The sequence below is a fragment of the Megalodesulfovibrio gigas DSM 1382 = ATCC 19364 genome, from assembly GCF_000468495.1.
GTDB lineage: Bacteria > Desulfobacterota > Desulfovibrionia > Desulfovibrionales > Desulfovibrionaceae > Megalodesulfovibrio > Megalodesulfovibrio gigas.
In genome coordinates, this window is sequence record NC_022436.1 from 34593 (window position 1) to 48528 (window position 13936).

7 protein-coding genes are annotated in these 13936 nt (G+C 54.5%); 6 read left to right on the plus strand and 1 reads right to left on the minus strand.

Annotation, left to right across the window (positions count from 1 at the left end; genetic code table 11):
• The 6 genes from DGI_RS16460 to DGI_RS17630 all read left to right on the plus strand — a co-directional run.
• On the plus strand, nt 1–1033 hold a 1033-nt coding region (locus DGI_RS16460; protein WP_021758436.1), incomplete at its 5' end, for a hypothetical protein.
• Nucleotides 1034–1714: 681 nt separating this feature from the next.
• Complete coding sequence (locus DGI_RS17620) at nt 1715–5908, plus strand: glycoside hydrolase family 99-like domain-containing protein (RefSeq protein ID WP_081696946.1); 4194 nt, start codon at nt 1715–1717, stop codon at nt 5906–5908.
• Nucleotides 5909–6138: 230 nt separating this feature from the next.
• On the plus strand, nt 6139–6936 hold the full coding sequence (locus DGI_RS16470) for a class I SAM-dependent methyltransferase (RefSeq protein WP_144284258.1): 798 nt from the start codon (nt 6139–6141) through the stop codon (nt 6934–6936).
• A 13-nt stretch (nt 6937–6949) separates the two neighbouring features.
• A complete protein-coding gene (locus DGI_RS16475) occupies nt 6950–7807 on the plus strand; it encodes a hypothetical protein (protein ID WP_021758439.1) in 858 nt (285 codons plus the stop codon).
• Nucleotides 7808–7859: 52 nt separating this feature from the next.
• Nucleotides 7860–8474 carry a CatB-related O-acetyltransferase gene (locus tag DGI_RS17625; RefSeq protein WP_051286657.1) on the plus strand — a complete coding sequence of 205 codons (615 nt, stop codon included), beginning with the start codon at nt 7860–7862 and terminating at the stop codon, nt 8472–8474.
• 10 nt (nt 8475–8484) lie between these two features.
• A complete protein-coding gene (locus DGI_RS17630) occupies nt 8485–11223 on the plus strand; it encodes an FkbM family methyltransferase (protein ID WP_051286656.1) in 2739 nt (912 codons plus the stop codon).
• Between the two features lie 290 nt (nt 11224–11513).
• Here the strand turns inward: DGI_RS17630 and DGI_RS16490 are convergent, their stop codons facing one another.
• Nucleotides 11514–13583 carry a hypothetical protein gene (locus DGI_RS16490; RefSeq protein WP_021758442.1) on the minus strand — a complete coding sequence of 690 codons (2070 nt, stop codon included), beginning with the start codon at nt 13581–13583 and terminating at the stop codon, nt 11514–11516.
• Nucleotides 13584–13936 lie beyond the last annotated feature (353 nt).

A 13936-nucleotide genomic window follows, 5' to 3' on the forward strand; every position in this document is an offset into this window, starting at 1 on the left:
GGCCAGCGAGTATCAGACGGCCCTGAGCCAGTCGGATCAACAGTATGAAGCCACGTTGACCCAGCTGGAGCAGGATCTTGCGGAAAAGCAGGACGTACTGGAGCAAAACGCCGCCGCCATCGCCGCGTTGCAAGAAAATTTGGCGGACTCCCAGGCCGTTGCGGCCCGGATGCGGCAGTCCCTGATCCACCACGAAGCCTTCGCCCGCCAGAAACTGCTGACCACCTATGCCAACGCCCGCGCCGCTGCCGCCAGGAAACGGCGCGGGCTGCTGACCTCGCACAGTAGCCACCGGATCGACAGCAAGGAAGAAATCAGCATCATCGCCAAGTCTGGCCTGTTTGATGCTGCCTGGTATGCCAGGCGTTACGCGGACATCATTCCCCAAAAGGTCGAACCCCTGGAGCATTACGTCACCCAGGGTGCCGGCATCGGCCTGGACCCCTGCCCGCTGTTCTCCACCTACGCCTACCTGCAGGAGAATTTGGAGGTGGTGCTGCTGGGGCAAAACGCCTTGGCCCACTACCTGACGGGCAATCATGCCAACAGCCGCGATCCGCACCCGTTGTTTTCCACCCTCTGGTATCGCCAATCCTATCCTGAAGTGGCTGGCTCCAAGCTCAATCCTCTGGTGCATTATCTCAAGCACGGCATTACCCTGGGACTGCAACCCCATCCGCTGTTCGACCCCCACTGGTACGAAGCCAAGTACCGGGCTGTTGCGGAATCGGGCCTGCCGGCCCTGGTGCATTTTGTGCTTGTTGGCCTGGAGCGCGGCTACGATCCCGGCCCCCTCTTCCGGACCGAATGGTACAAGACCGTCCATCCGGAGGTGACCGACTTCAACACGCCGCCGCTGCTGTACTACTTGCGCTATGGACGCGAGGAACAGCACAGCCCTAGTCCGGAATTTGACCCAGCCTGGTACCTGGAAACGCATCAGGATGTGGCCAAGGAAAATATTGACCCGCTGTTCCACTATGTGCGGCACGGGCGCGGAGAAGGCCGGCAGGGCAGCCCCTATTGCACCTGAGCATCGCAGGTTCTCAATGCTGCATTCCAGAGAGATGCCCCCTCCCTCAATGCGACATTCCACCCGCGAGCATGATGCATGCATCATGCTCGCGGCGCGCCCACAAGTCCGGCACGCACAGCCCGCCCCGGCACTACAGGAGTATGTTACAGTCTGCGCACCGGGGCGTGGCGCATATCTTCCGATATTACAGGAAAAAGAACAAAACTCCCGACCGTTGATTTTTTTACTGCGAAGGCGTAGTATATCAAATGGTTGACTTGAGAGTTCTGTGGGCAATGCATCGAATGTATGCACGGATTGCACTGGAGCCTATGATGGCGTCATAGTTGTTTATCTGCACTGTATGGTTCAATTAATGCTGTGGAGTGCCACTGGCGCATCCATTCACGCTGCAGTCGCGGTGCTCCCATCTTGAATTTAACACAATACTCGTTGGAGAATTGGCGCACGCGCTACACTGATCTGTTGGAATCCATGCCCGAAGGAAAAGTGCTCCATTCCCCGCTACCATTTCGATTCCGCGTATCGCCAAGCCGGGCACTCGTAACACCCTGGGCAGTCCATTCAAACTCTAGAACTATATTCTCACCGTGTTGTTGGTGAATTCCTTGTTCCCTGGGGGAACGGGGAGGTCATTCCCTGGTCGTGCAAGAACCAGTCCGTCAGGCAGGACAGGACATGAATAAGGAAGCTGCAATGCAGGATACTCTGGGCCTTTCCTTCGTGGTTGTCGCCAAGTATGCAGAAGATTCTTTTTCAGAGTTGCTGGCTCAATTGGCGGTGATCAAAAATAATCGCCCCGTGGAATGCATTGTTATTAACCACTATGAATCTCCGCAGATAAAGCCGGTTGTTGATCAGTATTGCCGGAAATTATTCATTCGATACATCGACGGAAATCAGCAGAAAACCATGCTCCAGCAGCTGGATTTCTGGGCCAATAAGGCCAAGCATCCTTTGCTGCTGTTGCTCTATCGGCCCCTGGCCCTCAATGCCGAGCTTCTGGGCCAGACCCTGGAACGCCTGACGTGCGACCCCAACGCCGCCGCCCTGGCTCTGGGCCGGGAGGCCGCCTTGACGGACGGCTTCCTTCTGGTGCGGCGTGAGCAGTTCCTGTCTCTGGAGGGTCTGGGCTCGCCGGCCCCGGGGGCAAGTCCGGTCATGGACTTCTGCCACCGTCTCAAGGACCGGCTGAACAAGAATCATGTGGTGCTTGACTATGACATGCCTCCTCTCCCGGAGAGCCAGCCGGAGGCCGCCCCGCCGGCGCCAGTGCCGGCGGTCAAGGCCAAGGCTGTGGTCCCCGCGAACAAGGACAAAGCCCCTGCAGACCGAGCCTCCAGGAATCATAATCTCCAGACGCTGCTGAATAACTTCAAGTTGCTGCTTGATTATCTGGCGATGCTCAATGAAAATAAATCGGATATGGCCGCAACAACGGAAGAGTTGCTGTATGGAATACTGTATCCTGATGTAAAGGCTGCAGTAACTCGCGGCGATTTCACGTCCTGCAAGGAGCATTATGACCTGCACGGCGCCAAGGAAGGCCGGCTGTATTCCCTTTCGTCCATTGTGAAAAAATATTCCAAGACATTCAATCTGGTCAAAGACGCCATTCTTGTGGAGGGGGCTCCCGGGATTGATCGCAGTGAATTGGGCAAGTTCAATATTGTACCGTTCTACTTTGCGGGTGGCTTTGACAATGGGGCCATGCACGGCCTTGAGTCCAAGTCAATTTGTGTCCATCTGCATCTTTTCTATCAGGACATGCTGCCGATACTCATTCAAAAGTTAAACAACATTCCATATCCCTTTACGCTGTTTGTTTCTGTACCCCAGGATGTCAATCATGATAGCGTGGCCCAGACTTTGCGAAAAGAAATCCGGCTCGCAAAGCATGTTGTCGTTGAGCCGGTTCCCAATAAAGGGCGGGATATTGCGCCATTCATTGTGCAGTTTGGCTCGCGCATTCTTGACCATGATTATGTGTTGCATATCCACACCAAGCAAAGTCTGCATACGGCCAAGCTGAAAAATTGGGGGCTGGAAATCTTTGATCTGCTGCTCGGCGATAGGAGCAAGGTGAGCCAGATCCTGATGCTGCTGCGCGATCGGGCCAAGATTATCTACCCCGAAGGCCAGACCATCTATTTCAAGGATCCCACCGGCTGGGCCGGGAACCATGCCGTGGCCCGGGACCTGCTCCGACGCTTTACGGACATTGCCATCGACGAATTCCCGGTGGTGGAGTTTGCCGAAGGCACCATGGCCTGGGCAAGAACCAGCGCCCTGGCCGAGTATCTGTCCCTGCCCCTCACCTGGGACGATTTTCCCCCCGAACCCATCACGTCCGACGGCTCCATTGCCCACGCGCTGGAGCGCCTCCCCTTCATTCTGGCCTACGATTCCCCAGGCGAATACTTCAAGATTTGCAAGCGCGACTCCATTGATGATCATCGATTCTACGAGGAACAGCAGGACTATCGCCAGACTATTGTCCACAAGAATATCAAGGCCCTGGCCTATTATCTCCCCCAGTTCCATCCCATTCCGGAGAACGACCTGTGGCACGGCAAGGGCTTTACTGAATGGACCAAGGTCAAGGCGGCCACGCCGTTGTTTGCCGGGCATTATCAGCAGCACATACCGCACCCGGACATCGACTACTACTTGCTGGACAATCCCGATATCCTGCGCCAGCAGGCCGAAATGATGCAACGCGCCGGAATGCATGGCTCGATATTCTACCACTACTGGTTTACTGGTAAGCTTATTCTTGAAGAGCCAGCACAGATGCTGCTGGACAATACAGACATCAATATGCCGTTCTGCTTTTGCTGGGCCAACGAAAACTGGACCAGATGCTGGGATGGCAATGAGAGTGAAATTCTCCTTGAGCAGAAATATTCTGACGAGGATGCTGCGAAATTCATCAACTATCTCATCCCGTTCTTCAAGGACTCTCGCTATATCAAGATCGAAGACCGGCCGGTGCTGTTCATCTACAGACCTTCCTCCATTGCTGACGCACCGCGCTATCAGGAGATTTGGAAAGAACAGTGCCAGGCAGCCGGACTCAAGGCGCCGTATGTGGTCGCCGTGTTAACGCGCGGCGCCTCCAGTCCCACTGAATATGCCATGGATGCCGCTGTGGAGCGGGTGCTCCATGACTGGACCAACGGCAACGTTGCAGAGATGAAAGAGTTGGTTCATGCCTATTATCCTTTGAAAGGCAGCATTCTGAATTACGATGAAGTCGCCAACTACTACATGCAACAACAGCCCGAATTCGACTTCACCTATTTCCGCAGCATAATTCCGAACTTCGACAACACGGCCCGCTATGGGGCCAGCGCGATCCTGACGCACCAGAATTCCCCGGTGAAATTCCAGGCCTGGTTTGAAAATCTGGTACAATATTCAAACACGTTGCCTCCAGACAGGCAGTTCGTCGTGGTCAATGCCTGGAACGAGTGGGCCGAAGGCGCCCACCTGGAGCCAGATACCCGCTTCGGGTATGGATTCCTCAATGCCATTGGCAGGGCCCTTTCGGATCTGCCCTATGGCTGCAAGGCACTGCCCCAGATTTCCGTGCCGCCAGGAATAAAAATTTTCTTGGAAATTCCCAAGTTTATTGAACAAGCCATGGCCGACGACGCCTTCTTCAAACGGAAATTCCTGCACAATCTCGGGCAGGCAACGCTGTGGGGCCATTGCACGGTGCAGGCCAAAGACTCGGTGGCGGCAGCCCTGCGCGAGGTCTTTCCTCATTGTCCGGTGGTGACGGCTGAGAACAAGGAAGCGGCAGATTTCGTGGTCCAGTTCCGTCGGCCGGCCTTTTTGGCTCCGGACTGCCTGGAAAACATGCTGCGCTCGGCCTTGCAGTTCCGCAATTCCATCATTCTTTCCAACTGTTATGACAATACGGCGGAGCTGGTGTCCGTTGAGGAAAACGGCTCCGTAAGCACCTTGTCTGCGTACAACAACGCCCTGGCGCTGTTGCCGCCCAGCCACAATGGCAATTTTAAGCTCTGCACCCAGGCCCGGGTCTTTGTGACCGGCTGCACCGTGACTCCGGAAGCGGCACTGCCCGAGGTGACCACCGTGGTGCGCATCCACCCCGGCTATTCCATCACCTGTCTTCGCAACGCGTTGCTTTCCTTGCTGGCCATGCATTCGTGCGTGGCGAAGCCCTTGGTGGCGGTCCAGAATTTCAGCCAGGACATGCGGCGGGATGTGGAAACCTTGCTGGCCAGCATTTTCCCCGCCCCCCAGTACTATCAAATCGAATATTTTGATGAGCCTGAAATTTCCGACTTGCGGACGCGCATGCTTAACGAAGGAATCCGTCGCGCCAAGACCCGCTATGTCGGCTTTTTGGACTTTGACGATCTGCTCATGAACGACGCCTACAGCTTCTTGATTTCAGAGATGCAGGGCACTGGCAAAGCCGTTGCGTTTGGTCGGGTGTTTGCCACCAACTACTATTCCGAGACACAGGAGTTGGTGGTTCGCAATCGTACCTATGAATATGGTTTTTCGTATGAGGATTTCCTGACGAACAACTGTCTTCCCCTGCACAGCTTCTTGATGGACAAGAGCCAGATTGATTTCAATGCCGTTCAGTACTTCGATGACATGATTTTTCTGGAGGATTATTTCTTCCTCATGCAAGTGCTCACCCAAGAGAACGCCCACTGGCCAAGCTTGCAGAAAAATCGTTACGTTGGCGATTACATCCACACCCTGGACCGTGCCCAGTCCCTGGCTTGTGCGGACACCGACGCCCGCAGCAACATCCTCAACTCGGAATGTTTCAAACGCTGCACCCAACGCATTGAGGACTTGCGCGCGAAAATCACAGCAGGCTAGGGCACGTTGTCTTTGAAAAGAATTCTCGGGGGAGAACCTTTCTGCAGAAAGGTGCTTCCCCCGAACCCCATTCCCAAAGACTTTTATTGTGATTCAAGGTCACTATTAACGTTTTGGAAGGAGAGAGCGCGAGAGGGGGAGAACCTTTTGAAAAAGGTTTCCCCTCTCGCAATGTCTTTTTTCACGAGTAAAATGCCCTAGTAAGACCGATCATTTATGGGCATAAGTGATTGGTCGCTGCTGATCCTGGAGCCGGCAAACTGTTTTGTGAAATGGGTGACGGAATAATGTTTTATTTTTCGGATAATTACGAATATTTTGATTGCCTGGATGCCCCGGAGAGCACACGCTTCCAGCTACTCCTTGAGCCCCTTTTGGGTCGGCTTAAAGATGTCCAACGCCCCTTGGCCTATCAGGTGGTTCGACAGTTCTGCCCGGAAGGAGCCAAGGTTCTGGAAATTGGCGCCGGGGTGCCCCTGGTCATGGAGGCCTTGCGAGTCTCCCATGGCTGTCAGTGCACTGTTGCAGACAAATACCTCGGCAAGGGGCGGGGACCAGTCGACGCGGCAAAGATTAATCAATCCTTCCCTGACATTGAGTTCATTGACACGTATGTTGGCGAGTTTGACCCGCGCTTGCGAGAGGATTCGTTTGACGCTGTCATCAGCGTTTCGGTCGTCGAGCATATGGCTCATTCCGAACTCGCGGCCTTTCATGAGGATTGCGTCCGAGTTGTCAAGCCAGGCGGCATCATTTTCCACGCCGTGGATGTCAGCATCGACGGTCCAGCTGATCAGGACGAACTGATCGCGCTTCTCCGCAATTTTATTGAGCATCCCCGCCTTACGGCGTTGGCTCCCGACAGGATGCAAACGCTGGAGCAGGCCCGAATGGATCCCGCCGTCTTTACCTTGTCTCCAACCATGTGGCGTCGATGGCGGCAACTTGCTCCGCCGGAATTTGATTTCAGCGTCTATCGCCGCATCGCCTCACTCAACATTGGTATGCGCAAGATGCAAGTACCCTGAGAAGGATGGCCCCATGGCACGAAGATATGCCCACATTCTCAATGCGGTGCGGGTTGGTCCGCAATCGGATTTGTATCAGGCCCAGCCCCTGGCTTTCGAGGCGATGCGTCAAGCCCGCGATGCCTCCACTGATTTGACGGTGCATTTCTACGGAGCCTGCTTTCCAGAAGATCGGGACATTCTGCCTGATTACTTTGCCCCCACCCGGGATCTTGAGCGGTCCGTCCTGGATTGCGGCACGTTTTGCTCCCCAAGAAAGCTCCCATTGCTGGTGGATGTACTACAACGATTGAATGATTTTCCGCCGAGTGATTATGTAATTTTCACCAATGCGGATATCATCCCCCTGCCTTTTTTCTATAAGGCAATTGACGCCTGGATCGAGATGGGTCTTGACGCCATGGTCATCAACCGGCGCACGGTTCCTGACGGCAAGTATGGCGTGCAAGACCTCCCCCGCATTTTCGCAGAAGTCGGACAGCCTCACCTGGGTTGGGACTGTTTCGTGTTTCCGTGGGCGATGTTGCCGCGGCTGCTGTTGGGTCGCGGCTGTCTTGGCGCTCCACGCATCGGGTTGATCTTCATGGCGAACTTGATCCACCACGCAACACGATTTCATGAATGGACCAACGTCCACCTCACGGCCCATGTCGGCGATGCCGGACAGTGGAAGCAATCGCCCTGCCTGGACTACCGGGAGCACAACACCCTAGAATTTCTAGAAGTATTGCGCGGGCTCATCCCCGGGGGGGATCTGGCTGCCTGGCAAGGCCCGCTCGGTGATTTCTGCCGCACGTTGTACCGCACGCGCTACGCCGGGCTTAAGGATCTCATGGACAGGTTGTTCCCCACGCCGCCGGATGGGGTATGAAGCCCGCGCCGGCATTGGCGACCCTGCCGGCGCGGTTCTACAAGGAACCGCAATGAAGTGGCATACCAACGGTCCCCCGGCCGGCTACCGCACCCTTCCCACCGCGTGCGGCGAGCCTGCCTTTGCCCATGAATCCGTACGAATGCTTGGGGAGGTCACCCTGGGCCGATTCAGCTACGTCAACCAGGATTCCCTGCTGGCGGGCTTCCTTCCAATCCGGATCGGGGCGTTCACCTGTATAGGGCCAAGGTTTTATGCCCACACGCGGGAAAATCATAGAATCACCATTCCCTCAGCCTATCCCTTTCAGCTTATTCTGGGCATGGATCTGCCGTTCCCTTACACGCGCGACCCCAGGGGCGACGGCATCAATATCGGTAGCGACGTCTGGATAGGTTCCCACGTAAAAGTGGCCGAGGGAGTCTGTATTGGCCATGGAGCCGTTGTGGGGACATACTCACTGGTGACGCGTGACGTGGAGCCCTATGGTATCTATGTTGGGGTGCCAGCGCGATTGTTACGCTTCCGTTTTTCCGAATCGGTGATTGCCGATCTTCTCGACATAGCCTGGTGGCAATGGCCGCTTGAGCGTATCCTTCAGAATGTAAAATTTTTCAGTACTGATCTGCAAAAGGTTAAGACTAGCATAAAAAATTTAATTGAATAAGGATTTATGAATGGATATTAAATTCTACAGTCAACATGGAGAAGATATTCTCCTTTGGAAGTTTTTTGGCGATCTTCTGGACGGCCTGTATATTGATGTCGGCGCTTTTGACGGGATACACCTCAGCAACTCGTATTCCTTTGAACAGATGGGGTGGCGGGGTGTTTGTGTTGAGGCGCATCCGGGTTTCTTTCCTTTCTGTCAGGCCAACCGCCCGGATGCCGTTTGCCTGCACGCCGCTTGTGTGGGGCCGGATGCGCCTTCCTCTGTTGCCTTCCTGACGGAGGATCTGGGGCTGCTCTCTGGCATCAAGGCCGATGAAACCCCGGGAATGGAGCAGCGATACGCCCTGCGCGGCATGTCGTTTCGCGGATTCTCGACCGTGAATGTGCCAACTGTTACCCTGGATGCCATCCTGGCGCGCCACTTTCCAGAGGCAACGCGGATAGACTTGCTCTCAGTGGATGTCGAGGGCACCGAGCCGGATGTGTTGGCTGGTTTGACCGTCCCAGCCAGAGTCATTGTGGTTGAGGCCAATGACGAGTTGGCCGCCGGGCGCTTGTCAACCCTGCTGACAGGGCAGGGCTATTTTCTGAGCCGGCGTCTGGGAGCCAACCTTTTTTTCACCCACTCTGCGGAAGACGCCCGCGTTCTGCGCAACATTCACGCGGAGGGGACAACCGAGGCCACCACTCACCCTCTAGGCCAGGGGGCGACCCTGCATCGCCAAGTGGGCAAGCGTGTTGTCATTCGTCCCGACCGCTCTGGGGAACCCGTGGCTCCCGCACTTGCCAAGCCCCCCCCCGCTGCGCCTCGGATGCTCTTTTCATGTGTCGTAGACACGGCGCCGTACTTTTCGCAGCAGGCGTGGCTATGGGCGTGCTCGCTCATTGAGTATGGCGGGGTGCCTCCAGAGGATATTGTTGTCCATGTCCTGCCTGGGGTTAACGTGACCTTAGGCGAGTCCCTGCGCAGTCTTGGCGTGCGAACGGCTCCGATTTTTCCCTTTGGGGACGGCAAGTATTGCAACAAAATCGCACAACTCACCTCTCCGTCTCTCGCCGATGCTGAGTATGTAGCGCTCATGGACGCGGACATGCTGGTGCTGGAGGATATCCGGCATCTGGCAGTGCCGGATGCCGTCCGGGCCAAAATTGTGGATATGCCAAACCCGCCTATGGAGATATTGGAGCACGTCTTCAAGGAAGCTGGCTTGCCTGGGCATCCAGCGGTTGTTCCCACGGACATCCGGGACAGCGCAATGACGTTTTCGGGGAATTGCAATGGCGGCTTCTACCTCATCCCACAGCAATTCCTCGGGATTCTTGGGGTATTATGGCAGAAGTGGGCCATCTGGCTGTTGCACAGGAAAGATCTCCTTGGGTCGTATTTGGGGCATATCGATCAAATCAGTTTTTGCCTGGCGATGTTTGAGTCAGGAACGCCGCTTTCGGCCCTGGAACGGCGCTTCAACTTCCCAACACACCTTGTGTTCCCCAAGAGCGAACACCCGGCAGTGTTGCATCACCACTGCAAATTCGATCGCCATCGCCAACTGACGATTGTCCCTGAGGCCGGTCCGGAATATGCCACAGCAGTGGGCAAGGCCAACGCCTTGCTTCAGGCCCGGTGGAACGTTGCCCTGTCAGGTCAGGTGCCTCATATTACTCCATCTTTGGCTGGAGCGGGCGAGGTTCTTGCGCACAAGCCGGCTGTCCTTGGAACTGCATGGGACGAGCATATTGCGTGCATCGTCCGCGCCCACAAGCCGGGCCCCAAGGTCTATGTCCATTTGGGCACACCGAAGACGGGCACCACAGCCTTGCAGGAGTTTTTTGCCCAGAATATTCTAGAGTTGCGCCATGCTGGAATTGATTATTTCAGGGAATTCATCCAGGGCACTGGGGATCAAAAACACCAACGGATCTTTCAGGGGATGTCTCAGCAGAATAATGAGCTCATTGATCGAATTAAAGAACATATTAGGCACGAATCGGCACAGGGGGCTCATACATTCCTCATCTCGTCGGAGGGATATTACAACTACGTCCAGGAATGCGGCCCCTCATACATGCAGTGCATTCGTGAGCTTGCAAAAGAATTTTCGGTGTGTTTGGTCGTATTTCTGCGGCCACAATGCTATTTTTTGGAGTCATACTACAGGCAGTGTCTCCGTAATCCAAAAGTCGAAGACCGCCCGGCGTATTGTTCTGACCTCAGTATTGAAACCTTTGCCGCGCTTCCGTGGATGAGCAATCAGCTTGACTACGCACGGAACATACAATTTTTTATGGACAACATGGGGGGAGCCTCGCTTGCCCTCGTGCGTTATTCTTCCCAAGCCTTGAAGAGTTTCCTCAGATTCCTCTGCGTGCCTCATGACTTGGCCACCCGCATCACGAGGACTACGCCCAAACTGTCTTTGAACCGAAACGCCACGGAACTGCTGCGGGTGCTCAATCGCGTACTATCGCCTGAGAGCAGGAACCGTGTGATCCAGATCTTGGAACAGACCGCGTCCTGTTCTTCCATTTCGCGCGACGCCTTTTTTGCCTCGCCAGCGCTCATGGATCGAGTCACACTGCAGCACAGTGACTCAAACCGCCTTCTTTCCATGATGTTTTGGGGACGTGAAGAGCTTTTTCCAGGCCTTGCACTCAACCCGGACGCGGCCTGGAGCCCTCCAGAAATCCATGGCGAACTACTCCCGGGGCTGCTGGCTCCTCTCCTCGCCCGGCTATCTGCGTGAGACAGAACCTGGGCTAGAGCACGTTGTCTTTGAAAAGAANTTATGGTGATTCAAGATCACTATCAAAGTGTTGGAAGGGGAGAGCGCGAGAGGGGGAGAAGCGTTTGCAAAAAGGTTTTCCTTCTCGCAAAGTTCTTTTTCAAAATTAAAATGCGCTAAGGTGCTTCCCGGGGAACTTGCGGTAGTGCGCCCCCGGTCGGGGCGGCGTGCATTCCCTCATCGAAACCGCCAGGACCACCGCCCGCAACCCGCTCCCGCCATAGGCCTTCCTGGCTATTATTGCCATCGCCTCATGCCTCATTGGGCTGCGATAATTTGGAAACAGCCCCTAAATGATGGCCAGTTGTCCGATATCTCCGCTGCTCCGTGGCGCCATGCAGGATGAAGTGCTCCACGGGATCCAGGCCAGATTTTTTAACATCCTGATGTGTATTCAGGTACCACTCTTCATCAATCAGGCCAAGCTGCTTGACGTCCGAAATGATTTTCTTTATTATTTCGGAGTGTTGCGGGTCATTTTCCTTGTCAATTCGCAAGAATTTCGCCAAGTCTCCAATGATTCTGATCAGCCCGGGGGCCATGGTGCTCGACCATTGCGCGGCCTCATGCTCGATGGCCAGTCGCTGGGCTTTCTCCTCCTCAAGGGAGGCGCTGGCCTGGGCCAGCTCGGCCAGGACTTTCTGGAGCTTCGCGTCCTTGATGGCAGCATCCTTCTCTTGTTCGGCCTGCTTGGTTTTGTAGTTATCGATAGTTTTTTGGGCCTGGGTTAGGTTGGCCTGGAGCGTTTCCATCTTGGCCTGTTGGGCCTTTGCTTCTTCAATAATTTTGTGAGCTTGCTCCAGTTCAACTTGGAGCTTTTGAGCGGTAGCGCCAATCTTGGAGCGTTCCTGCGCCTGGCGCGTCGCATGCTTCCAGAGTTCGCTCAGGGTGCGCTGGGCCTTGATCCACATTCGCAAACGGACGGGAACGTCGGGCAGAGCGGGCAAGGACGGCAGCAGTAGTTGAGGATCGCTGCCGATGGAGGCAAGTGAAAAAGGATTGTCCAAGGATGTAACAATGAGTTGCGCATTGACTTTCAGCAAGGAAAACTGTGCGGCTTCACGGGCCTCCCACAAAATTTGCCCTGAAGAGGGATCCACCAATTCAATGGCAGAAATAAATACCGTGCCACATTGATTCAGTGGGTCAATGCGCAAGCCGTTCGTGCGCAAATGCGTGGAGAAGGGAATATCAATGGAGATTTCTTTCCACTCATCTGGAGCGAGGTAGACTTTTTGGGAGAATTTTTCTACATGTGTGCCGCCCTTCTCAGAATCGAGTGGGAAATAAAGCTGGAGCGAGAGGGCTTGTCCTGAACCGGTGGAAAACAATTCCTGGATTTTTTTTGCGCGATTTTGCTTTCGCTCCGCCCGCTCGTACTCCCCCAAAACGGACAACGCATCCCGAATAATGGGCATGTCCTTCGAGGCAGCGGCATCATTTTGCCCTGCCGCGTCGATTTCGATACGGGGGCACAACACCAGATCGTCTAGATTGTACTGCGCAGAAACCGTTGCGGTCCCTTGGTCAGGAGCATTGCCGATGGCAAGCTGTGTGGACAACTGCCATTTCTGGAACACCCGGTACATGTTGGAATAGGGCTGAAAGTCAAAGCCCTCCCCTTCCGGGCGTTTGGCCACGCGATTATGCTTAAGGCTAGGCTGTACGAATTGGAGTATTTTTGATATGGCGCTTGGATTTTTAAAGAAATCCATATTGAAATGTGTAGCAAAATTTTTCAGTACAGCAATGGGATCGTACAACAATTGATCGTAACTCGTGATGGCATTCGGATGCCCGGCCATGCCTTGGATGGATTCAATATTATGCATGGCCCACAACAGGCACGCCCTACCAATATTCATCCCGTCACGTTTTTGCAGTGACCGTGCAACTTCAATGGGATCTCGGATTACAAGTATGTAATTTGGATTAAGCTGCAGCTTGCTGAGTACACTATTCCAGAGCGGCATCAAACGGCAGATGCGGGGATCCTTGATGGCCCACGAGGGCTTGCCAATAAACTGGGTCTCAAGGATATGTTCCAATTCTGCAGCGGCCTGCTTCGTTGCCTCGGCCGTCATCCAATTGCGCGGGAGTTCACCCACCACATCCCAGGAATGACCAAGCTCTGCAAACAGGCGCTCATGCACGGCGTAAATATCTATATTCTCGAAATATCCTGTCGCATTGTCAGGGGTTGCCTGCATGATCATGTCGCCGAGATCCATGCCTAACAGATGCAGACACCCGGCTAATGTGGATGTTCCGCTGCGATGCATGCCAAGAATAATGACAATATTGTTCACATTGTAAGCCATGGTTTCTCCTTGATCAAATCCCGGCAACCGCTAGCACGCCATCTACAGACAGTCAATACATCGTATTGTTTTTGTTGAAAATGCGGTCTATTCTATCCCGGATATATGTCGGCTGATCTGCAGACGGCCGCTTCCCTCGACAGCTGTCCAGGGACATGATCCTCTACGACCTTAGCCCGCATACTGCAAGAACGCCCTCTTCGCCAAGGACATGAGGGTGTTCGTGCAGTATGCGGGCTAAGGGGGAGGATACGAAATCCAGAACAAAAGCCTGGATGATTATTGTTTTACTATAGTCCGTTAACGAGTTAGACATCCTGTCTGTTGGGCACGCGGGGTTTCCTTCCATGGGG

Coding starts and splice junctions, on each gene's coding strand:
- DGI_RS17620 (WP_081696946.1), top strand. CDS start 1,715: ATGAATAAGGAAGCTGCAATGCAGGATACTCTGGGCCTTTCCTTCGTG.
- DGI_RS17630 (WP_051286656.1), top strand. CDS start 8,485: ATGGATATTAAATTCTACAGTCAACATGGAGAAGATATTCTCCTTTGG.
- DGI_RS16490 (WP_021758442.1), bottom strand. CDS start 13,583: ATGGCTTACAATGTGAACAATATTGTCATTATTCTTGGCATGCATCGC.
- DGI_RS16475 (WP_021758439.1), top strand. CDS start 6,950: ATGGCACGAAGATATGCCCACATTCTCAATGCGGTGCGGGTTGGTCCG.
- DGI_RS17625 (WP_051286657.1), top strand. CDS start 7,860: ATGAAGTGGCATACCAACGGTCCCCCGGCCGGCTACCGCACCCTTCCC.